The following is a 23,766-nucleotide window of genomic DNA, read 5'->3' as shown; positions in this document are numbered from 1 at the left end:
CTGACTGGTCGGTTTCTGGCCCTAAACCGCCGGAATGGGGCCAGAAACCGACCGGTCAGCGCACGTGAACTCGTGCGTGCCGGCGCCGACCTCGTGGTGGGTGCCGTCGGGGAGGTGGACCTCGCACCGGGTCGACGCGGGGACCTCGACTCGGAGGGTGAACTTCTCGCGGTCGAGACTCCACGACGAACTCGCCACCCCGTACGGCGTGCGCACGCTGCCCCGCGCCCACGTGAGCCCGCCGCCCGGCAGCGGCCGCACGCGGAACCGCCGGTAACCCCCGTCGAGAGGCTCGAGCCCCGCGATGCGGCGGTACATCCAGTCGCCCACGGCGCCCGCGGCGTAGTGGTTGAACGACACCATGCCGCCGCCCGTGTCCTCGCCCGTCTGCAGGTCGGCCGTGTTGACGGTGCCGTCGGGGCGAAGCGAGTCCCATCGCTCCCAGATCGTCGTACCGCCCGACTCCACCATGTAGAGCCACGAGGGGCAGGAGGTCTGCATGAGCAGCTCGTAGGCGTCGTCGAGCCGACCGCTGTCGGAGAGCGCGAAGAGGATGAACGGCGTGCCCGTGAAGCCCGTCTGCAGGTGCCCGCCCGCGTCGCGGATGAGCCGCACGAGGTTGTCAGCCATGCGCTCGGTCTCGGCGCCCTCGGTCATGCCGAAGGCGAGCGGCAGCACGTAGCCCGTCTGGAACTCGGTGCCGAGCGTGCCCGCGCCATCGGTGAAGACGTTGCGGTAGGCCCGGATGACGCGCTCGCGCTCGGTGCGGAAACGGCGGGCGTCGGCGTCCTCGCCGAGCAGCTCCGCGATGCGCGCCACGATGCCGTACGAGTTGGCGAGGTACGCGGTCGCGACCCAGCGTCCGCGGCGGAGCCAGCCCTTCACATCCGTGTCGGGCGCCGTCCAGTCGCCGAAGTGGAAGAGGAACCGCCAGATGCGGCGACGGTCGGGCCGCACCGAGAAGAGGCTCGCCCACCACGCGGCCGCCTTGAGGAAGCGGCGCATCGTCGGGTACTGACGGCGCAGCATCCCGAGGTCGCCGCGCGCGAGGTACTCGGCCCACGGCGCGAGCACGCACACGTCGCCCCACGCGGCGGTCGCGACGACGGGGAACGGGTTGCCGGCGCGCGGCACGACCATGGGGATGCCGCCTCCGCGCGACTGCTCGGCGGTGACGTCGCGCAGCCACTTGCCGAGGAAGCGCCCCATGTCGAAGTTGTACGACGCGGTCGAGGCGAAGACGGCGTAGTCGCCCGTCCACCCCTCGCGCTCGTCGCGCTGCGGGCAGTCGGTCGGGATGTCGACGAAGTTCGAGCGCCCGCCCCAGCGGATCGCCGACTGCAACCGGTTCAGGCGCTCGTCGGAGCACGCGAAGTCGCCCGTCTGCTCGAGGTCGGAGTGCAGCACGAGCGCCTCGAGCTCGAGGTCGGCGGCGTCGACGCCCGTCACGCCGACGTAGCGGAAGCCCATGTACGTGAAGCGCGGGGAATATGTCTGCTCCCCCTCGGCACACGTATACGCCGCGGTCGCCTTCGCGGTGCGCAGCGACTTCACGAAGAGCTCTCCGTCGACCGTCACCTCCGCGTGCCGGAACACGACCGTCTGCCCACGGGAGCCCCGGATGCGTGCGCGCACGACCCCGGCGAAGTTCTGTCCGAAGTCGTAGACGAGCTCGCCGCTCGCGGCCACCGTCTGCGCGACGGGTCGCAGCACCTCCTGAACCCGCACGGGCTGGCCGTAGTCGGCGAGGATGCGCGGACGCCCCGCGGGCTCACCCGCGAGGGCCGCCGCCCGCCACGTCTGCTGCTCGGGCGTCACGGTCGCGTCGACGGTCTCGCCGTCGTACCACTCCGCCATGCGCACGGGGCCGTCGGTGCTGACCTGCCAGTCGGGGCCCGTCGCGATCGTCTCCACGGTGCCGTCGTCGTAGGCGAGGTGCAGCTCGAGCAGGAGCGCCTGCCGGCCGGCGTAGATGCGGTTCTTGCGCTTGTGGGTGAAGGATCCGACGGCCCAGCCGCCCGCGACGGTCGCGGTGAGGGTCGAGTCGGAGGAGACGAGCTCCGTCACGTCGTACGTCTGGTACTGCAGCTGGTGGCGGTACGAGGTGAAGCCCGGCGCGAAGTAGCGGTCGCCGACCTTGCGCCCGTCGAGCTCGAGCTCGTAGACGCCGAGCGCGGTGGCCTCGATCCAAGCTCGGCGCAGGCCGGGCCGGGCCGCGACCCGCGCGCGGAACACCATCGGCACGGGCGAGGCGTGCTTCGGGGTGCGGTACGCGGCATCCGTGATCCAACGCGCCGTCCACGGCGTGCCGAGGCGTCCGGTGCGGAACGTCGCGGTCGCCTCGGCCGTCTCACCGCTCGTGCCCGTCGCGACGACGTGCACGGTGTACTCGCTGCGGGGCTCGAGCGGGCCTCCGTAGACGGTGCCGAGCTGGTCGGTCGTCTCGGCGCTCCAGTCTCCCGAGCTGATGCGCGCGCTCGCGAGCTCCTCCCCCGGCACGTCCGACTCGAGCGCGAACGCGATGCGCGGCGCCTCGTCGGTCACGAGCCCCGACGCGAGCCCGTCGAGCGTGAGCGACGCGATGCGCATCAGGCGCCCTCTCCCTTCCGCCGGTACCGGCGGAAGGCCCGGATCGCCCGGATGGGGTGCCCCGCCGCGAGCAGGGCGAAGCCCTCGGCCGTGCTGTACGAGAACGCGCCGCCCGACGACATCGCGAGCGAGCGCATCGACGCGGTCGGCATCATGCGCCACAGGAAGTAGGCGTTCTTGACGCGGATGTCGCGCTCGAGCGAGTCGGGAAGCGCGAGCGCTTCGCGATACGGCTTCTCAACCGCGCCGATGATCGCACGCGAGACGATCCGCCCGAGGAAGGTGCCGCGCGCGTCGCCCAGCCGCAGCTCCAGGTGGAGCCGTCCGTGCCGCGGATCCTCCGGCACGGGCCGTCCGAGCAGGGCAGGGAAGGAGTCCGGGATGCCGGCGGGCGGCGTCGCGTAGTCACGGTCGACCTCCGGCGGGTACGGCGAGCGCGACCGCTCGTGCCCCGTCACGGCGAGCGGCATCCGCACCCGGACGTCGGCCGCCGACGCCGCGACGAGCACCTCGTAGTCGCCGTCCTCGAGCACCCAGTCGTGACGCTCGACGTCCCAGTAGGCGAGGTCGCCGAGCGCGAACTCGAGGCGCGCGACGGCCTCGCCGCCCGCGGGAACGCGCACCTTCGCGAAGGCGCGCAGCTCCTTCTCGGCCTTGAACACGGCGCTCGGGGCGTTCCGCACGTAGAGCTGCACGACCTCGGCGCCGTCGCGCGCACCCGTGTTGGCGACGGTCACGCGCACGACGACCCGATCGCCGTCGACGTCGAGCGCGGCATCCCGGTACTCGAACGCGGTGTACGAGAGCCCATGCCCGAAGGGGAATGCGAGCCGCGTGCCCGCGGCGTCGTAGAACCGGTAGCCCACGTAGATCGACTCCGCGTAGCGCGCGATCTCGCCGCGGTCGTAGTCGGCGTACGCGCTCGTGTCCTCCACGCGCAGCGGCCAGCTCTCCGCGAGGCGTCCGCTCGGGTTCGCCTCGCCGAGCAGCAGCGCGGCCACGGCATCCCCGCCGCGCATGCCGGGCAGGTACATCTGCAGCACGGCCGCGAGCCGGTCGGTCGACGGCAGCTCGACGGGTGCGCCCGCGAACAGCACGAGCACGACGCGCGCACCCTGGTCGAGCAGCGCCTCGAGCAGCGCGGTCTGGCTGTCGTGGAGCCCGAGATGCGTGCGGTCGAAGCCCTCGCTCTCCTCGAGATCGCTCAGACCGGCGAAGAACAGCACGGTGTCGGCAGAGCGCGCCGCGTCGAGCGCCGCCGACTCGAGGGCCGCATCCCGCTCCTCGCGCATCGAGCGGAACCCCGGCTCGTAGCGGTACTCGACGCCGCGCGCGTCGAACGCGTCGCGCGGGCTCACGATGCTCGGCGGGTTGATGAGCGACGAGCCGGCGCCCTGGAACCGCATCCGCTCGAAGAACTCGCCCACGACGAGAAGGGAGCCGGATGCCGCCCCGAGCGGCAGCGTGCCGTCGTTCGCGAGCAGCACGGCCCCCTCGACGGCGATGTCGCGTGCGAGCTTGGCGTGCACCTCGGCGTCGTACGTCAGCGCCTCGCGCTCGGGGTGCCGCGCGACGAGCTCGAGCATCCGCGTCACCGAGGTGTCGAGCACGTCGAGCGGCAGCGCACCCGAGCGCACGGCCTCACGCAGCATCGCGCGGTTGTGCGGCACGGATCCCGGCATGTCGAGGTCGCATCCGGCCGCCACGCCCGCGACGCGGTCGTGGGTCGCGCCCCAGTCGGTCATGACGACGCCGTCGAAGCCCCACTCCTCGCGCAGGATGCCGGTGAGCAGCTCGCGGTTCTCGGAGGCGAAGGTGCCGTTCACCTGGTTGTAGGCGCACATGACCGTCTCGGGTCGCGTCTCCTTCACGACGCGCTCGAAGGCGCGCAGGTAGATCTCGCGCAGGGCCCGCTCGTCGACGACGCTGTCGCCCACGAAGCGGTAGTCCTCGTTCGAGTTGGCGGCGAAGTGCTTGACCGAGGTGCCGACGCCCTGCGACTGCACGCCGCGCACGACGGCGCTGCCGAACACGCCCGAGACGAGCGGGTCTTCGGAGAAGTACTCGAAGTTGCGGCCGCACAGCGGGCTGCGCTTGATGTTGACGCCGGGCGCGAGCAGCACGTCGACGCCCAGCGCGCGGCTCTCCGCCCCGATCGCGGCGCCCATCCGCTCGGCGAGCTGCGGGTTCCACGTGCTCGCGAGGGTCGCCGAGGTCGGGAACGCCGTCGAGTGCTCGTTGTCGACGATGCCGAAACCGCCGGCCGCCGACCGCACCTTGCGCACGCCGTGCGGCCCATCCGTCAGATAGAGGGAGCGGATGCCGAGGCGCGGCACGGGATGCGTGCGCCACGACTCGAGGCCCTCGAGCAGCAGGAGCTTCTCGTCGAGCGTGAGCGCTGCGAGCTGCTCCTCCATCGTCGACGCGGCGACCGCGGTCATCGCACCCCCTTCACGAAGCGGGTCGAGAGGGCGACGCCGAGGGCGAGCACGGCGCCGCCGATGAAGAGCGCCGTGTAGTTCGTCGAGTCGGCCGAGCCGGCCATGAGAAGTGCGGCACCCGCGAGCGGGGCGAGCGCGGTCGAGAGGGTCGCCGCGAGGTTGTAGATCGACATCCAGCGTCCCGCCTGGTCGCGCTGCGGCACGAGGTCGCTCGCCATCGCGACGTCGACCGAGCCGAACATGCCCGCGGCGCCGAGGATGAAGAGCACGGCCGCGAAGAACATCCCGAACCCGTCGGTGAAGGCCATGAGGCCGAGGCCGACCGCCGAGAGCACGGCGGCGGTGTAGATGAACACCTTGCGGCGCTTGAGCTTGTCGGAGAGCATGCCCGACACGACCGCGAACGTCATGGTCACGAGGATGCCGATGCCTCCGACGAGCGCGAGCTGACCGCCCGCCTCCTCGGCCGTGAAGCCGAGCCGGTCGATGACGAAGTAGAGCTGGTAGGTCGAGAGGAACGCGAGCGCGACCTGCATGAGCAGCTTGCCGATCCAGAGGAACGAGAAGTCGGGGTAGCGGCGCGGGTTGAAGACGAGACTGCGGAACGTCTCGGCGACGGTCGTGCGCGGCAGCTCGATGATGGGCTCGCGGACGGCGAGCATGAAGACGACGCCGAGCACGGCGAAGGCGGCGACGGGCACGAGGAAGAGCAGCAGCAGGTCCTGTGTGAGCAGGCCGCCGATCGAGTAGCCGAGCACGCCGCCGAGCTGGGTCGCGACGCCGACGATCGCGCCGACGGTGCCGCGCTGCGCCTCGGGCACGCGCTCCGCGACGACGGGCGCGATGGCCGCGGCGTTGGCGGCGCCCGCGAGCGACACGACACCCCAGCCGAGCAGCAGCACGGGCACCGAGTCGGCGAGGGCGACGATCGACGAGCCGAGTGCGAGCGTCGCGAGCCCGCCGATGAGCCACGGGCGACGGCGGCCGATGCGCGTGCGCGTGCGATCGCTCAGCACCCCCGCGACGGGCCCCGCGATGACGCCGACGATCGCGCCGACCGTCGTGACGATCGCGAGCACGGCGACCTTGTCGTCGGGCGCGATGACGCCGATCTTGTATGGGAGGCTGAAGAGCGCGGGCATCATGACCGTGAGGTACAGCCCGAAGTTGAGCAGGCCGTAGAGGGTCAGGAAGAGCCCGCCGACCTTCTTCTGCGGCTCGGGCGCCCTACTCCCGTCGGATGCGGTGGCGGCGGATGCGGTTGCGGCGGATGCGGGGGTGGGCGCGGCGGGCACCGGGCTCTCGATGGTCATGTCGACTCCGTTGTCGGGTTGTCCCGCGCACCAGAACTAGCGCGCGCTAGCACAGCGTAAGCGAGCATCCGCCCCCGCGCAAGGCAGCCGCGCGGCGACTCTCAGCTCGTCTCACGCCGCACGACCTCGCTCGTCGCCTCGGGGCCCACGCCGGGAGGCTCCGCGCCCGACACCCGGCTGAGGGCGAGGTCGGCGAGGAACCGCCCGAGCCCGGCCGTGTCGACGCGCACGCTCGACAGCGCCGGCACGAGCAGGCGCGCGATCGGCGAGTCGTCGTGGCCCACGATCGCGAGCTCCTCGGGCACGGCGATCCCCTGTCGCAGCGCCGCACCGAGCACGAGCGCCGCCACGTCGTCGTTGTACGCGACGACCCCGTCGACTCCCGCCGCGACCCACTCGGCGACGCGCGCGGCGGCATCCGTCTCGTCGAGGTCGGCGGATGCGGCGAGCGGCTCGCCCGCGAGCTCACGGTGCGTCGCGTCGGCGAGCGCACGGCGTTCGGCCACGAGCGAGGCGAGGCGCGCATCCGTCGTGCCCGCGAAGGCGATGCGACGGCGACCGCGCTCGAGCAGGTGGGCGACCTGCAGGCGCGGACCGTCGGCGAAGTGCAGCTCGTCGGCGACGACGGCCTCGTCGCGGCCCGGGATGATCGTGGCCGCCCCCGTCGCGCGGATGGCGTCGTACTGCTCGTCGGGGATGGGCGCGAGCGCGAACACGACGTCGGGCGCGAGGCTCTCCCACAGCGGCACGGCCTGGCCGCCCGGATGCGGTGTCATCGTCACGAGCGAGTAGCCCGCCCGGTCGAGCACGAGCGCCGCCTCGTCGAGGTGCGTGCGCATGCTGTACTCCATGGGCCAGTCGGGCAGGAGCGCGAGCACGATGTGGCTGCGTCCGCTCGCGAGCGCCCGGGCCGCCGTGTGGGGGCGGTAGCCGAGCCGCTTCGCCTCCGCGAGCACGCGCTCGCGCGTCGCCTCCGAGATCGTCTGGCCGGGGGTGTCGTTGAGCACGAACCCGACCGTCGCGCGCGACAGCCCGAGCGAGCGGGCCACATCCGCCGCCGTCACCCGCTTGCCCACGAGGGCCACCCTAGATCACGGCTGCACCCACGGCGACGGGGCAGGCGGCGCGACGACGGGCGGGCGGTCGTCGCACGTGATCGTGTTCGGCAGCTCCCAGGCCGCGAGCCAGGGACCCGTGGTGCCGCCGCCGTCGTTGCCGCCGAGGTCGGCGATCGAGAACTCGCTTCCCGTCGGCGGGAAGTTGAAGCTGCCGCAGTTGTTGACCCCGACCGCGCCGACGTTGCGCGCGTCCACGTTCTGGAAGCTCGCCGAGCCGGCCGCCCGGGCACTCAGCACCGAGGTGCCCGTGCCGTCGATCCGCAGGTCGGAGAACGCGACGCCGCTGATCGAGTACAGATCCTTCACGGGCCAGTCGGAGACGAGCATGAGCGCGTTGTAGGTGCTGTCGAGGATGTGGTCGCCGCGCACTCGGATGTCGGCCGCGATCGAGCGGTCGAGCGCCATCATCCAGATCGCGCCGAGACCGATGTTCCAGTTGAGCTCGTAGGTGCCCGCCCGCACGACCGTGTTGTCGGCGATGTCGATGACCCCCGCGAAGGCCTCGGCCCCGAAGCGGGCGCCGAGGTGGATGCCCGAGCCCTCGCGCACGGGGTCGGCCACGAGGTTGCCGACGATCGTGATGTCGGTGCCGCCGTAAACCGCGATGCCGTTCGCGAGGCTCGGGGTCTGCACGGTGTTGCGCGCGAAGGTGTTCCGGGCGTTCGAGGTCGACTCGGACCACATTGCGAGCGCGTCGTCGCCCGTGTTGCGAATGAACGAGTTCGTGACGCTCGAGTCGGTGACCCCGCGGTGGAAGTTCACGCCGTCGGCGATCTGGTCGACGATCACGGTGTCAGTGATCTTGACGTTGCTCATGGGTCCGTCGAGCCAGATGCCGACCTTCGTGTGCTGGATGTAGAGGTCGTCGATCGTCGAGTCGCTGAGCGCGCCGCCGATGCCGTTGACCTGGTCGGTGTCGATGCGCTCGCGCACGTCGCCCTGGATGGCGAAGCCCGAGAGGTGCACGTTCCGGCTGCCGCCCGCCGCGGCGTCCTTGCCGTAGAAGCCGACGCCCGTGTGCCACGAGCCGTCGGGCGCCTGCTCGGCGAGGGCGACCTCCTTCCCCCGGATCGTCGTGTACCAGCTGCCGGCCCCCTCGATCGTGACGCCGTCGACGACGATGTGCCGGTTCACCTGGTACACCCCCGGCGGGATGTAGACGGGCAGCTTGAGCTTCTTCGCGGACGCGATGGCGTTCTCGATCGCGGCCGCCGAGTCCCGGCGCCCCGTCGGGTCGGCGCCGAAGAGCAGCACGTTGGCGGCCTTGAGCCGCACGTGCGGCGCCGCCACCTTGTGGCTGTCGAGCAGGTCGATGACGGTCCACGCGGCCTCGCTGTTCCCCGGCATCGTCAGCCGCACCCGGGTGCCCGCGGGGTAGGTGAGCCCGAGCAGCATGCGCTGCTCGTCGTAGAAGTGCATGGGCCGGAAGGGCGTCTGCACCGCGTAGCCCTCGCCCGGCACGCAGCCGCACTCGGTGATCCACCAGTCGGGGTGCAGCAGGCCGGCGCTGGGGTCGTTCGTGAAGGGGTACTGGTTGTAGAGCCACGAGTACTGCGAGGTGAGCGTCATCGTGCGGGTCGGGCCGCCTCCGACCTTGACGCTCAGGGGAGCCGTGATCCCGCCGCCGCCCGGAGCATCCGGGATGCTGTACCGCACGGTGATGGCGTTCGCCGCGGCCGGCAGCGTGAACTCGACGAACTGCCCGCGCGCGAGCTGCACGGCGCTGCGCCCCGACGCCTCCGCCGCGAGCGTGTAGGCCGTGCGGTCGGGCCCGATGACCGTGCCCGTGTGGCGCACGTTCTCGGCCTCCTGCTCGTGGAAGCCGAGCTCGGCGCCGCGCCCCGCGACGAGCGCGGGGTCGAGGGCCGCGCGCGTGACCTTCGCAGCGCTCGGGGCCGCGGGGGCGGCGGGAGCGGCGGATGCGGTGGCCGCGCCGCCGAGGAGCACGCTCGTCGCGAGGGCGCCCGCGAGGGTCGCGGCGAGGAGGGACCGGGCTCGGGTCATCGTCGACTCGTTTCTCTCGGGGGGTCGCACGACGGCGTGCGATCGGCCCGACTGTACGAGCGGCCTCAGGCCGAGGACAAGGCTCACACGGGAAATGACGGGAAAATGTCCATTTCTTGCAGCACAACGCGCAAAGGGATGCCGTCCCCCAGCACGGAGGACGGCATCCCTTGCGCAAGCCGCCGACGGGACACCACCACAGGCCCCGTCGGCGACGCGTCAGCCGCGGCCCGAGCGGCGCTTGTTGTAGACGTCGAACGCGACCGCGAGCAGCAGCACGAGGCCCTTCACGGCCTGCTGCCACTCGATGCCGATGCCCATGATCGACATGCCGTTGTTGAGCACGCCGATGATGAGGCCGCCGATGATGGCGCCGCCGATCGTGCCGACGCCGCCCTGAACTGCGGCACCGCCGATGAAGGCCGCCGAGATGGCCTCGAGCTCGAAGCCGTCGCCGGCCTTCGGGCCCGCGAGGTTGAGACGGGCGGTGAAGATGAGGCCCGCGAGCGCGGCGAGCACGCCCATGTTGACGAACAGCCAGAAGTCGACCCGACGCGTCTTGATGCCCGAGAGCTCGGCCGCGTGGCGGTTGCCGCCGATCGCGTAGATGTGGCGGCCGAACACCGTGCGGTTCATGACGATGCCGTAGATGAGCACGAGCGCCGCGAGCACGATGAGGGTCACCGGGATGCCCTTGTACGTCGCGAGGGCGTAGGCGAAGAAGACGATCGCCGCCGACACGAGCACGAGCTTCGCGACGAACCAGACGACGGGCTCGACCTCCTGGCCGTACTTGATGCGACCGCGGCGCGTGCGCACCTGCTGGATCGCGAGCAGCACGATCGCGAGGGCGCCGATCGCGAGCGTCAGCGGGTCGACCTCGAAGTCGCCGAAGACGTTCGTGAGGAAGCCGTTGCCGAGCGCGCGGTACTCGGTCGGGAACGAGCCGATGTTCTGGTTTCCGAGCACGACGAGCGCGAGGCCGCGGAAGATCAGCATGCCCGCCAAGGTCACGATGAACGCCGGGATGCCGACGAAGGCCACCCAGAAGCCCTGCCAGGCGCCGACGAGGGCGCCGATCGCGAGCGACAGCACGATCGACAGCCACCACGGCAGGCCCCAGTGCACGGCGAAGACGCCCGAGCACGCGCCGACGAAGGCCGCGACCGATCCCACCGAGAGGTCGATGTGCCCGGCGACGATGACCATCACCATGCCGATCGCGAGCACGAGGATGTAGCCGTTCTGCACGATCAGGTTCGAGATGTTCTGCGGGCGCAGCAGGATGCCGTTGGTCGTGAACGAGAACAGCACGACGACCGCGATGAGCGCGATGAAGATGCCGTTCTTGCCGAGGTCGGCCAGCACGTGGCTGAGCCACGACGTGAACTTGTTCTCAGCCGGGTTGATGTTCCCGCCGACCGCCTGCGACTCCGTCGGGGTCGGGGTCTGAGCATTGGACATGGGTGCGGTTCCTTCTCTTCGCCCGCAGGTCAGCGGGGACGTTCCTGGGTCATGAGGGTCAGGACGGCCTCGGGGGTGGCCTCCTCGATGGGCAGCTCGCCCGTGATGCGACCCTCGGAGAGGGCGTAGACGCGGTCGGAGATGCCGAGCAGCTCGGGCAGCTCCGAGGAGATGACGATGATGCCCTTCCCCTCGGCCGCGAGCCGGTTGATGATCGTGTAGATCTCGTACTTCGCGCCGACGTCGATGCCGCGCGTGGGCTCGTCGAGGATGAGCACCTCGGGATCCGAGTAGATCCACTTCGACAGCACGACCTTCTGCTGGTTGCCGCCGGAGAGCTTCCCGGTCTTGGCGAGCACGTTGGGCGCCTTGATGTTCATCGACTTCCGGAAGTCGTCGGCGACCTTGTACTCCTCGTTGTCGTGCACGAGGCCGTACTTCTCGAGCTTCTTGAGCGAGGCCATCGAGATGTTCCGCTTGATGTCCTCGATGAGGTTGAGCCCGTAGGTCTTGCGGTCCTCGGTCGCGTAGGCGATGCCGTTCTCGATCGCCTCCGACACCGTGCGGGTCTTGATCTCCTTGCCGCGCAGGAAGACGCGCCCCGAGATCCGCGAGCCGTAGGAGTGGCCGAAGAGGCTCATGGCGAACTCGGTGCGCCCTGCGCCCATGAGCCCCGCGATGCCGACGATCTCGCCCGCGCGCACGTTGATGCTGACGTTGTCGACGACGACGCGCGTCGGGTCCTGCGGGTGGTGGGCGGTCCAGTCCTCGACGCGCAGCAGCTCCTCGCCGATGTGCGGCGTGTGGTCGGGGTAGCGGTGCTCGAGGTCGCGGCCCACCATGTCCTTGATGATGCGCTCCTCGGAGATCTCCTGACGCGGCATCGTCTCGATCGTCTTGCCGTCGCGGATGACGGTGACCGAGTCGGCGATCTTGCGGATCTCGTTGAGCTTGTGGCTGATGATGATCGACGTGATGCCCTGCTCCTTGAGAGAGAGGATCAGGTCGAGCAGGTGGTCGGAGTCCTCGTCGTTGAGCGCCGCGGTGGGCTCGTCGAGGATGAGCAGCTTGACGTCCTTGGAGAGCGCCTTGGCGATCTCGACGAGCTGCTGCTTGCCCACACCGAGCTGGCGGATGGGCGTGGTCGGGTTCTCGTTGAGGCCGACGCGCGTGAGGAGGTTCTTCGCCTCGTGGTTCGTGCGGTTCCAGTCGATGAGACCGGTGCGCGACTTCACCTCGTTGTTGAGGAAGATGTTCTCGGCCACCGAGAGGTAGGGGCTCAGGGCGAGCTCCTGGTGGATGATGACGATGCCCTTCGCCTCGGAGTCGCCGAGGCCGCGGAACGCGACCGTCTCGCCTTCGAAGACGATGTCGCCGTCGTAGCTGCCGTGCGGGTAGACACCCGACAGCACCTTCATGAGGGTCGACTTGCCGGCGCCGTTCTCGCCGCAGATGGCGTGGATCTCTCCGCGCGCGACCTGGAGGGTCACGTTCGAGAGGGCCTTCACGCCCGGGAAGGTCTTGGTGATGCCGCGCATCTCCAGGATGTTGTCTGTCACGATCGCCGTCTTCCTCGTCGATTCCGGTGATGGTGGGGGAGGACTCTCATCCTCCCCCACCATCGGTGGTTGCCAGTAGGCCCGGGCTCCTTAGAGGCCGAGCTCCTCGGCCGTCCAGTAGCCGGTGTCGACGAGCGCCGACTCGACGTTGTCCTTCACGACCTGCACCGGGGCCAGGAGGTAGGAGGGCACCGTCTTCACGTCGTTGTCGTACGTCTCGGTGTCGTTGACCTCGGGCTCCTCGCCGTTCAGAAGGGCGACGGCCATGCCGGCCGCGACCTTCGCGAGCTCACGCGTGTCCTTGAAGATGGTCGCGTACTGCTCACCCGAGAGGATCGCCTTGACCGAGTCGACCTCGGCGTCCTGGCCGGAGATGATCGGCCACTCGTCGCCGACCGAGTAGCCGGCGTCGGTGAGGGCCGAGATGATGCCGCGCGAGATGCCGTCGTAGGGCGACAGCACGGCGTCGACCTGCGTGCCGTCCGAGTAGTACGCGGTCAGCAGGTCCTCCATGCGACTCTGGGCGGTCTCGCCGTCCCAGCGGAGCGTCGCGGCCTGCTCGATGTCGGTCTGACCCGACTGCACGACGAGGGTGCCCTCGTCGATGAGCGGCTGCAGCACGTCCATCGCGCCGTCCCAGAAGAAGAACGCGTTGTTGTCGTCGAGCGAGCCCGCGAAGAGCTCGATGTTGAACGGACCGGCGGGGGCGTCCGCGGCGGGGTTGCCCTCGAGGTCGGTCAGGCCGAGACCGTTGAGCACGGTCCACGCCTGCTGCTGGCCGACCTTGAAGTTGTCGAAGGTGGCGTAGTAGTCGACGTTCTCGGTGCCCTTGATGAGGCGGTCGTAGGCGATGACCGGGATGTCGGCGTCGGCCGCGTTCTGGAGCACCTCGGTGAGGGTGGTGCCGTCGATCGACGCGATGATGAGCGCCTCGGCGCCCTTCGTGATCATGTTCTCGACCTGGGCGACCTGCGTGGGGATGTCGTCCTCGGCGTACTGCAGGTCGACGCTGTAGCCCTCGGCCTCGAGCGCGGCCTTGACGGCGTTGCCGTCCTGGATCCAGCGCTCCGAGCTCTTGGTGGGCATGGCGACGCCGATGAGGCCGCCGTCTCCGCCGCCCGAGCCGCCGTCGCCGCCCGAGGGGGAGCAGGCGGCGAGCGCGAGCATGGAGCCGGCCGCGATGGCGGCGAGCGCGAACTTCTTCGTCTTCACGGTCATTCCTTTCACTGTGTGTTGGTGCGGACGTCGTTGTCGGGGGTGGAGCCGATCGATCCCGGTGTCGTCCATGAACCGGTCTCGCCGCCTGTCCGGGTCGAGCCCGGTCGGGAGGTCGGGTAGGAGCCCGCTGTCGCGAGCTCGGCGTCGCGCTCGGCGGCGCGGCGCTCCGCATCGACGCGCAGGCGCCGGTCGCGGATGCGGGCGATGTCGCCCGTGTCGAGGGGGCGGATGTCGGCGCCCGTCGCGCGGGCGAGCTGCACGGCGCGCGCGGCGTCCTCGAGCAGCACGGCGGCGCGGACCGCGTCGCGCGGCCGCTCCCCCACGGCGTAGGCGCCGTGACGCTCGAGCAGCACGGCGCGGCTCGGCTGCGCGTCGAGGACCGCGGCGACCTCGCGGGCGACCTCGGCATCCGGGCCCGTGTAGGGCAGGAGCGGCACGGGGCCGCCGAACTCGTCGGCGACGGTCGTCGAGACGGCAGGCACGGACTCGCCGCGAAGGGCGAACGCGGTGGCGTAGGGCGAGTGGGTGTGGACGACGCCGCCGATGTCGTCCGAGTGCCGGTAGAGGGCGGCGTGCACGGTGACGCCGCGCGTGGGCGGGTGCTCGGCTCCGGGGGTGCCGTCGACGACGTTGCCGTCGAGGTCGACGAGCACCATGTTGTCGGGCGCGAGCTCGGAGTGGTCGAGGCCGCCGGGCTTGATGACGAAGAGCTCGGAGTCGGGCACACGGCCGGAGACGACGCCGCTCGTCCAGGTCGCGAGGCCCCCGCGCACGAGCAGCTTGTGCAGTCGGGCGACCTCGGCGCGAACGCGCGCGACGGCCACCTCGATGCGCGGCTCGAAGCGGTTCACCGGGCCTCCCGACTCCCTCGTCCCATAATGTGACCGTTCACTGTTACCGGTCACATCGAGCACTATACGTCCGGTGCGGCGCGCGATGTCAAGTCGAGCGCGTCTCGACCGGGTAACGGGCCCGCGCGGTCGCGGCGGGGCCTCAGCGGTGCGCGGGAGCCGTCGACGAGCGCACCACGAGCTGCGGCTCGATCGTGCGCGTCTCGTCGAGCTCCCCCAGCAGGAACGCGACGGCGCGGCTGCCGAGCTCGGCGAAGTCCTGGCGCACGGTCGTGAGCGGAGGCCAGAAGTGCGCGGCCTCGGGGATGTCGTCGAAGCCCACGATGCTCACCTCGCCCGGCACGTCGACGCCGCCGTCGCGGAAGGCGTGCAGCAGACCGAGTGCCATCTGGTCGTTCGACGCGAACACCGCCGTGAAATCGCGCACGCGCAGCAGCTCCTGTCCGGCGAAGTAGCCGAAGTCGGCGGACCAGTCGCCGAGGATGGGCGCCGTCGTGGGCGCGTCCCACGCGTTCATCTCGTCGAGGAAGCCCTGCATGCGCGCATCCGCCTCGATCCAGTCCTGCGGACCCGTGAGGTGGTAGATACCGCGGTGGCCGAGCTCGAGCAGGTGCCGCGTCGCGAGGCGCGCGCCCGCGTACTGGTCGAAGAACAGAGCGTGACCGTTCTCGCCGACCGACTGCAGCGCCACGTAGGGCACCTCGAACGGCAGCGTCGCGAGCGCCTCGAACACGCGCTTCTGCGGTGCGACGACGACGATCCCCTCGACGGCCTGCGCGCGCAGCTGGTCGAGCGCGTCGGCGATCGAGTTCTCGACCGTCGGGTCGATGTTGGCGATGCTCACCCAGTAGCCGTTCGAGCGCGCGGCCGCCTCGACGCTCGTCATGATCGACGCGGGCCCGTAGTCGGTGCTCATCGCCGAGAGGATGCCGATCGTGCGCGAGCGGCTCGAGGCGAGCGCGCGGGCGGCTCGGTTCGGTCGGTACTGCAGCTCGGCCATGACGTCGAGCACGCGCTGCCGCGTCGTGTCGCGGATGCTCGGGTGGTTGTTGAGCACGCGCGAGACGGTCTGGTGCGACACCCCGGCGAGCCGCGCGACATCGCGGATGCTGGGCGGACGGCCGCCGGCCGGGTCGAGAGTCACGGGCGCTTCCTCGGGCGTGCTGCGGCAGTCGGATGCGGCTGCCGTCCGGCCATGATGACATAGGCCCCGCCAGAAATGTGACAGTCACATTCCGCGTCGGCCTATGCTGGGCGCACCATGTCCGACGTCTGGCGCGAGCTGCCCCTCTTCGGGCGCCCCCGTGTCGACGAGTCGGGCGTCCAGCCGGGCTGGGACGCCGAGCTCGCGGCCGTGCGGGAGGCGGCGAGCGCCGCGCTCGCGCAGCATCCGGATGCGGCGGCGGCCGACGCGTTCGACGCCGCCCTCCCCGCGCCCCGCGTCCGCCGCGACGGCACGCCGCGCCCGACGAAGCTGGCGGAGCTCGACCGAGCCGTCTACGCGTACCTCGACCTGTGCGCGCGCATCGGCGCGACGGCCGCCGTGCCCCCGCGAGCCGCGGGCGCCGTCGCACTCGGGAGGGCCGCATCCGCTCCCACCGAGATCCGCGCCGTCATCGCGGGCCACAGCCTGCGGGCCACGGACGCCGACTGGAGCTTCGGCCGCGGCCCCGTGCTCGAGGACACCGCCGCCGCCCTGCTCGACTTCCTCGGCGGCCGCTCCCTCCGTGCGCCGCGTCCGCCCTCCCGCTGAATGAGCACCGCCGGCGCCCTGCCCGCTGGTTGAGTAGCGCCCGCAGGGCGCGTGTCGAAACCAGCCCAGCGATACCCATCCGTCCACCCCCGGACGGGCGCTCCCCCGCTGTCGCACGACGTTGCTACCGTGACGTCATGCCGGCGTACCCGAGCAGCGACGCGCATCTGATCTGCGATGCGCTCGTTCCGCTGGCGCCCGGCAGCGGGGCGTCGGCCGTCACGTCGCGCCTGCTCGAGCTCTTCACGAGCGGATCGATCGCGCCCGGCGCGCGCCTCCCTCCCGAGCGGCGTCTCGCCGAGGTGCTCGCCGTGAGCCGGTCTGCCGTGCGCGAGGCCCTCGCGACGCTCGACACCCTCGGCGTCGTCGAGACGCGTCCCGGCGCAGGCACCTTCCTGCGCTCGCAGCGCAGCGCCGTGCTGCCGGAGAGCATCCGCTGGAGCATGCTCGTGGGCGAGCGCGACCTCGAGGAGCTCGTCGAGCTGCGTAGCGCGCTCGAGATCCACGCGGCGTGGCTCGCGGCCGAGCGCGCCCCGGCGGCGACCGCCGCACGCCTCTCCCCGCACCTCGACCGTGCGGCGGCGAACCTCGACGACCTCGGCGTCTTCATCGACGCCGACCGCGAGTTCCACCGCGAGCTCGCGCGCGCGACGGGAAACACGACCCTGCAAGACCTGCTCGACATCACGCACGGCCTGCTCCGCTCGCTCGCGGGCGGCACCCCCGAGGCCCGCCGCCTCGCGGGCATCGCGCTCGACGAGCACCGCGCCGTGCTCACGGCGATCGCGTCGGGCGACCCCGAGGCCGCGTCGGCGGCCATGCGATCGCACATGCGCACGGCGGCGCAGCTGCTGCGCGCCGAGGCGGCCGCGTGACCCGCATCCGCGTCGTCGGCCCCGCATCCTGGAACCGCATGGTCGTGCTCGATGCGCTGCCCCAGCCCGTGCCGCACATGGAGTTCGCGCGCGACTGGTTCGACACGCTCGGCGGTACCTCGGCGGGCAAGGCACTGCACCTCGCGGCGCTCGGTCGCGACGTCGTGCTCGACGCGCTCGTGGGCCCCGACGAGGCGGGCGCGCGCATCCGCGAGGCCCTCGTGCGTGGCGGCGTCGAAGCGCGGCTGCACGCGGCGGCGCGCAGCGAGCAGCACCTCAACCTCATGACGCCCGCGGGCGAGCGGCTCTCCCTCTACCTCGCGACGCCCGACGAGCCCGCGCCCGAGGCATCCGATCCCGCCGCGCTCGCGGATGCCGACCTCGCCGTCGTCGACCTCGCGCCACGCGGCGCCGAGCTGCTGCCCGCGGCGCGCGAGGCGGGCATCCCCGTGTGGACCGACCTGCACGACTACGACGGCGAGAGCGCGTTCCACCGCCCGTTCCTCGAGGCGGCCGAGGCGGTGTTCATGAACGCCGACCGCACGGACGACCCGTGGGCGCTGCTCGCCCGCTGCATCGACGCGGGCCCGCGCATCGCCGTGTGCACGCTCGGGGCCGATGGCGCGATCGCGCTCGACGCCGACGGGCGGCGCTGGTCGGCGGATGCGGCCCTCGCGACCGTCGTCGACACGAACGGCGCGGGCGACGCGTTCTTCGCGGGATTCCTCGACGCGCACCTGTCGGGAGCGGATGTCGGGCGGAGCCTCGAGGCGGGCGCGCGCCAGGCGGTCCAGGCCCTCGCCACGCGGCACCTGCATCCGTCGCTCGGCGACTGACGCGCCGCGCCGGCCGGGACACCGCCCGGCCCCACTCCCAGGCCGTTCCCACACCCCGTTGCTAGCCTGGCGCGCGCGCCGAGCACCCCCCCCCCCATCGGTCGGCGCCGGATCGCCTATGACGAAGACCACCCCGGTTCACCGCATGCTCCGCGAGAGGCTCGACGCCTCCCGCGCGAGCAGCCGAACGCGCGGCGCGCTCGTCGGAGCGGCCATCCTCGTGAGCTTCGGCTTCATCGCGACCTTCTCGCTCGCGCCTCCCGCGCCGCAGAGCGAGGCCGCGTCGATCGCCGCCTACGCCGCCGAGCACGCGCAGGACGTCGACGTCTCGACCGTGGCGGCGAAGCAGCACCTCGAGGCGACGGGCGCCGTCGAGCGCGACGAGTACGACGCGACCGACGGCGAGGAGACGTTCATCGCGGGCGGCACGAACCACGACTGGGCGAAGCTCGTGCTGCTCTACGCGGGCTTCCCCGTCAACGACGTCAACGTCACGGTCATCACACGCTGGATGCGTCAGGAGAACTACGTCGACTCCTGGTGGACGCGCAACAACCCGCTCAACAACGGGTGGGGTGCGAGCTACGGTCCGGGCGGCACGGGCAGCAACGTCGACCTCGTCGCCGCGGCCCGCAACGCCGCCGACGCGCTCCTGCGCAACCGGGGCTACGCCGGCATCCGCGAGGCCTTCATGGCGGGCACCGACACGGCCGCGATCGAGCGCGCCATCTGGGCGTCGCCGTGGGCGTCGGGCCACTACGCGAACGGCTCGCACTGGCACTACAACCCGGTGCCCGTCATCCCGGCCCCGCGCTCGGCCTGGGGCCGCTGACGAGCGGCTCGCCGCATCCTTCGCTGACCGGTCGGTTTCTGGCCCTATCCGCGCCGTTTGAGGCGAGAAACCGACCACTCAGCGATGGATGACTCGGGTCAGGTGAGAGCGGCCTCGATCGCGGCGAGGTTCGCCGCCATCCAGCCGAGGTAGTCGTCGCCCTCGGGCAGCAGCTCGCTGAACGACACGACCGGCGTGCCCGCACCCGTCGCGGCCGCGAGCACGGCCTCCGTCTGCGGGCCCACGGTCTGCGCGTTGTAGGCGAGGAACGCGACGGAGCCGTCGCTCACGAGCGCCTCGACGTCGCGGAGCACGAGCGCGGGCGCATCCGTGCCCTCCTCGATCGCCTCGCTGAACGCGGGCGGCGTCGCGTTCTCGAGCCCGGCCGCCTCGAGCAGGTAGAGCGGCACGGGCTCGGTGATCGCGACGCGTGCGCCGCTGTGCGCCTCCGCGATCGCGGATGCCGTGGCCTCGAGCGCGCCGACACCGTCGACGAAGTCGGCGGCGTTCGCCGCGAAGGTCTCGGCGTTCGCGGGGTCGAGAGCTGCGAGGTGCTCGGCGAGCTCCTCGGCGAGCAGCTCGACGACGTGCAGGTCGTACCAGACGTGCTCGTTGACGGCGTGATCGTGGTCGTCGTGATCGTGGCCGTGGTCGTGCCCCGCCTCGACGTCGAGGTCGGCGAGCTCGACCGCGTCGAGCACGACGGGGTCGCCGCCGTGCGCGTCGAGCAGGGTGCCCATGAAGGCGTCGTATCCCCCGCCGTTGACGATCACGAGGTCCGCCTCGCTGAGGGCGAGCGCATCGCGCGGCGTCGCCTCGTAGTCGTGCGGGTCCTGTGCGGCGTCGTGGATGATCGACGTCACCTCGGCCGCGTCGCCCGCGATCGTCGCTGCGACGTCGCCGTAGACGTTCGTGGAGGCGACGATGCGGATGGGGTCGTCGCCGTCGCCGGTTCCAACCGCGTCAGGGGCGCATCCGGCGAGCGTGAGCGCGGATGCCATGAGCACGGCGGGCAGGGCGGCGCGGGCGGAGCGGAGCATGCTCCGACCCTAAGGCTTATTGATAATGATTGTCAAAAGCAGGTGCCGTCGGGCGACCGCTCAGTGCCGCCCGCCCGGCGGCCCGACGATGAGCAGCACGACGAAGAGCACGACGACCGCGAGCACGACGAGGAGCGCGAGCAGCCACGGCCGCAGCAGGAACCAGCGCAGGGGCGCGTCGTACCAGCGACGATCGGCCGGCTCGACGACGGGCTCCGTGCGCCACTCCCCCGCGAGGCGACCCGTGCGCGCGAGCCACAGCTCGGCCGGCACGGTCGCGTAGGGCACGATCGCGCTCGCGATGGCGACCACGGTCGGCACGGGGCGCCAGCGGTTGTTGAGCGCGACGAGCACCGCGGTCGCGCCGTAGGAGAGGAACACGAAGCCGTGGATCGTGCCGCCGATCGTCGTCGCGATCGCGAGGTCGGCGGTCGCGCGCAGGATGAGGCCCACGATGAGGAGCGTCCAGGAGAACACCTCGGCGATCGCGAGCACGCGGAAGAGGCTGTGGGGCGTACGGAACACGCCTTCAGCCTAGTTGAAGGTCGTCACCTCTGCCGGGCGCCGCCCGTGAACGGGTCGTCGTGCATGCCCTCGAGCGCCTCGCTCAGCCCCGCCGCGCCCGCCGTGAGCTCCGCGTCGAGCGCCGCGAGGCGCTGCTCGGCCGCGTCGAGCACGCGCACGCCGTCGTCGGTCACGCGCAGCACCGACGCCGCCCCCGCGTGCGCCGTGGCGTCCGCGACGAGGCCCGCGTCGACGAGCGACCTCACGGCCGTGTGCGCCGACTGCACCGTGATGCGCGAGCGGCGCGCGAGCTCCGAGAACGAGATGCCGGGCGTCGAGCGGATGTGGCCGAGCAGCCCGTACTTGCGGGTCGTGAGCCCGAGCTCCCGCAGCTCCTGATCGAGGCGCGCCTCCCATACGGCCGAGACCGTCAGCAGCGACACGACCGGGCTGAACGGCGGACGGGCGGAGCGTCCGCTCATCGGCGCCGCAGCTCCACGACGGGGATGGTGCGCTCGGTGCGTCGCTCGTACTCGGCGAAGCCGGGGCTCGCCTCGACGAACCGCGCCCAGGCCGCGTCACGCGTGTCGCCCTCGAGCCGCTCCGCGTGCACGGCGACCTCTCCGTCGTCGGGCGTCTCGATGACGGTGTCGGGATGCGCGAGCAGGTTGTGGAACCACGCGGGGTTCTCGGGGGCGCCGCCCTTCGACGCGGCGATGAGCCATCCGTGCTCCGACGGGAGGCCCATGACGGGCGTCACGCGCTCGACGCCCGACCTCGCCCCACGGTGGTGCAGCAGCACGAGGCTGCGCCCGAAGCCGGCGACCGTCACGGTCCCGTCGTTCGCCCGGAACTCCTCGATGATGCGCTCGTTGAAGTCCGCCACACCGCCCCCTTCTCGCTCGCGCCAGCCTAACCGGATGCGCCCTCGCGGGCTGGGAGCGGGAGGTCAGGGCGCGCGACGACCGCGACGACGACGACGATGATCGCGAGCGCCGTCACGGCGAGGACGATGAAGAGCCACCCCGGCTCGCACGCCTCGTCGCCGTGGTCCATGGGGTGTCGTCGATGATCGCGAGGGCGGAGGCGTATGCCGCCGGCTCGACGAACGCGACACCCGGCCCCTCCGCCGAGACGACCGCCACCGGCTCGACGGCAGCGGCTGCCGCGGACGGCATGACGACGAGTGCTCCCACGACCGCCCACAGGGCGGCGGCGGCGAGCGCGGCGCGAGCTCGAGGTCGCACGGCTTCGGGTCCCCCAGGACATCGATCGGGATGCTCGCTCGCGAGGCTAGCGATCGACGCCCCGCCGGATCAAGCCGGCTCCCGCGCGCAGCGGAGCCCCTAACGGCCCTCCGACCCGAGCGGGGTGAAGGGGTCGAGGGAGAACACGAACTCGAGCGGCACGTCGAAGTAGCGCGCGATCTGTAGCGCGAGGTGCAGGCTCGGGCTGTACTCGCCCCGCTCGAGGTAGCCCACCGTCTGGTAGTGCACCGCGAGCGCCTCCGCGAGCTCGCGCCGGGTCACACCGCGATCGGCGCGCAGGGTCGCGATGCGGTTGTAGACGCAATCGACCGGCTCAGACACGCTGCAGTGCCGCCTGTCGACGACGCTCGATCGCGGATGCCGACTCGCGTCGCGCGGAGCGGCGCAGCATCGCGGGCGCGAGGACGAGCCCGACGGCGGCCCACACGGCGAGCACCCCCAGCGAGATGGGCGGGAACCACGCCTCGCCCACCTCGAGCACCGCCGCATCCGCCGGCAGGATCACGCTGCGGAGGGCGTGGCCGAACCAGTAGACGGGCAGCGCGACGACGATGATCTGCACCCACGTGGGAAGAGCCGCGAGAGGGAAGAACAGCCCGGAGCCGATGGCGATGATCATGATGCTCACGAAGCCCCAGCCGCCGACGGCGCGAGGGTTGTGGAACACCGACCCGACCATGAAGCCGAGCGGGAGGAAGGCGAGCAGCCCGAGCAGCACGATGGGCACTCCGAGCAGCACGATCGGGCCGCGCTCCCACAGGCCGTCGACGAGGAACGTCGCCGGAACGAGCACGATCGCGAGGGCGATCACGGTCTCGAGCGCCGCCCGGACGGTGAGCCCGGTGAGGTAGCCCCGCATCCCGTGCGGAAGCGACTTGTGGCGGAGCAGCGTGCCGTCCTCGCGCTCGGTCGCGAGCACGGTGGCCGGACCGAAGCACGCGGCGATGAGCACCTGCATCGCGATGAGGCCGGGGAGCAGGAAGCGGACGAGGGGGAACCCGGAGTCGTCGAGCGTCGTCTCGCGCAGGACGACGAGGGCGATGACGAGGCCGATGATCCCGACGACGTAGTAGATCACCTCGCTCGGGGTCTGCAGCATGTTGCGGAACTCGACGACGCCTCGGCGCACGCCGGTGCGCAGGATGGCGGATGCGGTGGGGCTCATCGCGGCTCTCCTTCCTCTCGCGTCGCGCCGCTCGCGTGGACCATCGCGAGGTAGGTGTCCTCGAGGTCGGCGCGGGTCACTTCGAGCTCGGCGATGCCGTCGGTGTGCGTGACGAGCAGGTCGCGCACGAACGCGGTGGCGTCCTCCGTCGCGTGCACGTGCCGCACGCCCTCCTGCAGCCACCGCACCTCGCTCGTGCGGGCGACGCGGCGGGCGAGCTCGTCGGGGCTGTCGTCGGCCGCGATGACGCCGCCGTCGAGGATGAGGACGCGGTCGGCGAGCCGCTCGGCCTCGCTCAGGTCGTGGGTGGTGAGCAGCACGGTCGTGCCCTCGAGGTCGGTGAGCTTGTGCACGAGCTCGTGGAACTCGCGGCGCACCACGGGGTCGAATCCCGCCGTGGGCTCGTCGAGGAACAGCATCTCGGGTCTCCCGACGATGCCGATCGCGACGTCGAGGCGTCGCCGCTGCCCACCCGAGAGGGTGCGGATGCGGGCGCCGGCCTGCGCCGTGAGGCCGACCATCTCGAGCAGCTCGTCCACGTCGAAGGTGCGTCGCCCGTACGGCAGGTAGAACCGGGCGAACAGGTCGAGCAGTTCGCGCACGCGCCAGCGGCCGTGGTCGCGCCAGGACTGCAGCACGACGCCGATGCGCGAGCGCCAGTCCTCCTCCGCGCGGAGGGGATCCTCGCCGAGCACCCGCACACGGCCGCCGGACGGGGCGCGGAAGCCCTCGAGGATCTCGATCGTGGTCGACTTGCCGGCGCCGTTCGGGCCGAGTAGCGCGACGACCTCGCCCCGACCGACCCGGAAGTCGACGCCGCGCAGCACCGTCGTAGAGCCGTAGCTCATCGCGAGGCCGTCGACCTCGATGACCGCATCGTGGCCCATTCCGCCCCTCCCGTCATCCGTCCACTACCGAATGTAGTAGTTGTACTAC

22 protein-coding genes are annotated in these 23,766 nt (G+C 71.6%); 4 read left to right on the top strand and 18 right to left on the bottom strand.

The window, feature by feature from the left end:
• Positions 1-21: 21 nt before the first annotated feature.
• The 10 genes from H4J02_RS02990 to H4J02_RS02945 form a co-directional block, all read right to left on the bottom strand.
• The gene (locus H4J02_RS02990; RefSeq protein ID WP_222942207.1) at positions 22-2,589 is read right to left on the bottom strand and encodes a family 78 glycoside hydrolase catalytic domain; all 2,568 of its coding nucleotides are present in this window, start codon (positions 2,587-2,589) and stop codon (positions 22-24) included.
• A complete protein-coding gene (locus H4J02_RS02985) occupies positions 2,589-5,030 on the bottom strand; it encodes a glycoside hydrolase family 3 protein (RefSeq protein WP_187675635.1) in 2,442 nt (813 codons plus the stop codon). Before H4J02_RS02985 ends, H4J02_RS02990 begins: the two co-directional genes overlap by 1 nt.
• The gene (locus H4J02_RS02980; protein WP_187675634.1) at positions 5,027-6,343 is read right to left on the bottom strand and encodes an MFS transporter; all 1,317 of its coding nucleotides are present in this window, start codon (positions 6,341-6,343) and stop codon (positions 5,027-5,029) included. Before H4J02_RS02980 ends, H4J02_RS02985 begins: the two co-directional genes overlap by 4 nt.
• Positions 6,344-6,444: 101 nt before the next feature.
• On the bottom strand, positions 6,445-7,419 hold the full coding sequence (locus tag H4J02_RS02975; protein ID WP_262406192.1) for a LacI family DNA-binding transcriptional regulator: 975 nt from the start codon (positions 7,417-7,419) through the stop codon (positions 6,445-6,447).
• 15 nt (positions 7,420-7,434) lie between these two features.
• Entirely contained in the window at positions 7,435-9,465 is a 2,031-nt protein-coding gene (locus H4J02_RS02970; RefSeq protein WP_187675633.1) for a glycosyl hydrolase family 28-related protein, read from the bottom strand.
• 219 nt (positions 9,466-9,684) lie between these two features.
• Positions 9,685-10,929, bottom strand: coding sequence for a multiple monosaccharide ABC transporter permease (mmsB, locus tag H4J02_RS02965; protein WP_187675632.1), 1,245 nt, complete (start codon positions 10,927-10,929; stop codon positions 9,685-9,687).
• 29 nt (positions 10,930-10,958) lie between these two features.
• Positions 10,959-12,488: a multiple monosaccharide ABC transporter ATP-binding protein gene (mmsA, locus tag H4J02_RS02960; protein ID WP_187675631.1), complete on the bottom strand. Its 1,530-nt coding sequence runs from the start codon at positions 12,486-12,488 to the stop codon at positions 10,959-10,961.
• Between the two features lie 90 nt (positions 12,489-12,578).
• Entirely contained in the window at positions 12,579-13,706 is a 1,128-nt protein-coding gene (gene chvE, locus H4J02_RS02955) for a multiple monosaccharide ABC transporter substrate-binding protein (RefSeq protein WP_187675630.1), read from the bottom strand.
• A 5-nt stretch (positions 13,707-13,711) separates the two neighbouring features.
• A complete protein-coding gene (locus H4J02_RS02950) occupies positions 13,712-14,557 on the bottom strand; it encodes a class II aldolase/adducin family protein (RefSeq protein ID WP_222942206.1) in 846 nt (281 codons plus the stop codon).
• 142 nt (positions 14,558-14,699) lie between these two features.
• Positions 14,700-15,701 carry a LacI family DNA-binding transcriptional regulator gene (locus H4J02_RS02945; protein WP_187675629.1) on the bottom strand — a complete coding sequence of 334 codons (1,002 nt, stop codon included), beginning with the start codon at positions 15,699-15,701 and terminating at the stop codon, positions 14,700-14,702.
• Between the two features lie 117 nt (positions 15,702-15,818).
• Here H4J02_RS02945 and H4J02_RS02940 point away from each other — a divergent pair, with 117 nt between their 5' ends.
• The 4 genes from H4J02_RS02940 to H4J02_RS02925 all read left to right on the top strand — a co-directional run bounded on the left by H4J02_RS02940 (position 15,819) and on the right by H4J02_RS02925 (position 18,853).
• Entirely contained in the window at positions 15,819-16,310 is a 492-nt protein-coding gene (locus H4J02_RS02940; RefSeq protein WP_187675628.1) for a hypothetical protein, read from the top strand.
• Between the two features lie 137 nt (positions 16,311-16,447).
• Complete coding sequence (locus H4J02_RS02935; protein ID WP_187675627.1) at positions 16,448-17,185, top strand: FadR/GntR family transcriptional regulator; 738 nt, start codon at positions 16,448-16,450, stop codon at positions 17,183-17,185.
• Positions 17,182-18,021, top strand: a complete 840-nt coding sequence (locus tag H4J02_RS02930; protein ID WP_262406191.1) for a carbohydrate kinase family protein — start codon at positions 17,182-17,184, stop codon at positions 18,019-18,021. The genes H4J02_RS02935 and H4J02_RS02930 overlap by 4 nt, the downstream gene beginning before the upstream one ends.
• A 118-nt stretch (positions 18,022-18,139) precedes the next feature.
• Positions 18,140-18,853: a hypothetical protein gene (locus H4J02_RS02925; protein WP_187675626.1), complete on the top strand. Its 714-nt coding sequence runs from the start codon at positions 18,140-18,142 to the stop codon at positions 18,851-18,853.
• A 98-nt stretch (positions 18,854-18,951) separates the two neighbouring features.
• Here H4J02_RS02925 and H4J02_RS02920 read toward each other — a convergent pair whose 3' ends face one another.
• The 8 genes from H4J02_RS02920 to H4J02_RS02885 all read right to left on the bottom strand — a co-directional run bounded on the left by H4J02_RS02920 (position 18,952) and on the right by H4J02_RS02885 (position 23,717).
• Positions 18,952-19,893, bottom strand: coding sequence for a metal ABC transporter solute-binding protein, Zn/Mn family (locus tag H4J02_RS02920; protein WP_187675625.1), 942 nt, complete (start codon positions 19,891-19,893; stop codon positions 18,952-18,954).
• 60 nt (positions 19,894-19,953) lie between these two features.
• Complete coding sequence (locus tag H4J02_RS02915) at positions 19,954-20,418, bottom strand: DUF3817 domain-containing protein (RefSeq protein WP_187675624.1); 465 nt, start codon at positions 20,416-20,418, stop codon at positions 19,954-19,956.
• 23 nt (positions 20,419-20,441) lie between these two features.
• Positions 20,442-20,879 (bottom strand): MarR family winged helix-turn-helix transcriptional regulator, encoded by a 438-nt coding sequence (locus tag H4J02_RS02910; RefSeq protein WP_187675623.1) that lies wholly within the window; start codon positions 20,877-20,879, stop codon positions 20,442-20,444.
• Positions 20,876-21,283 (bottom strand): nitroreductase/quinone reductase family protein, encoded by a 408-nt coding sequence (locus H4J02_RS02905; RefSeq protein ID WP_187675622.1) that lies wholly within the window; start codon positions 21,281-21,283, stop codon positions 20,876-20,878. The genes H4J02_RS02910 and H4J02_RS02905 overlap by 4 nt, the downstream gene beginning before the upstream one ends.
• Positions 21,284-21,309: 26 nt before the next feature.
• On the bottom strand, positions 21,310-21,453 hold the full coding sequence (locus tag H4J02_RS02900) for a hypothetical protein (RefSeq protein WP_187675621.1): 144 nt from the start codon (positions 21,451-21,453) through the stop codon (positions 21,310-21,312).
• Between the two features lie 290 nt (positions 21,454-21,743).
• Positions 21,744-21,986: a helix-turn-helix transcriptional regulator gene (locus H4J02_RS13980; RefSeq protein WP_187675620.1), complete on the bottom strand. Its 243-nt coding sequence runs from the start codon at positions 21,984-21,986 to the stop codon at positions 21,744-21,746.
• Positions 21,979-22,830, bottom strand: coding sequence for an ABC transporter permease (locus tag H4J02_RS13975; protein ID WP_187675619.1), 852 nt, complete (start codon positions 22,828-22,830; stop codon positions 21,979-21,981). Before H4J02_RS13975 ends, H4J02_RS13980 begins: the two co-directional genes overlap by 8 nt.
• Positions 22,827-23,717 carry an ABC transporter ATP-binding protein gene (locus H4J02_RS02885; RefSeq protein WP_222942204.1) on the bottom strand — a complete coding sequence of 297 codons (891 nt, stop codon included), beginning with the start codon at positions 23,715-23,717 and terminating at the stop codon, positions 22,827-22,829. The genes H4J02_RS13975 and H4J02_RS02885 overlap by 4 nt, the downstream gene beginning before the upstream one ends.
• Between the last annotated feature and the right edge of the window lie 49 nt (positions 23,718-23,766).

The sequence above is a fragment of the Protaetiibacter sp. SSC-01 genome, from assembly GCF_014483895.1.
Taxonomy (GTDB): domain Bacteria; phylum Actinomycetota; class Actinomycetes; order Actinomycetales; family Microbacteriaceae; genus Homoserinibacter.
The sequence above is the reverse complement of the archived record's forward strand: the minus strand, read 5'-3'. Positions and strand labels throughout refer to the sequence as shown.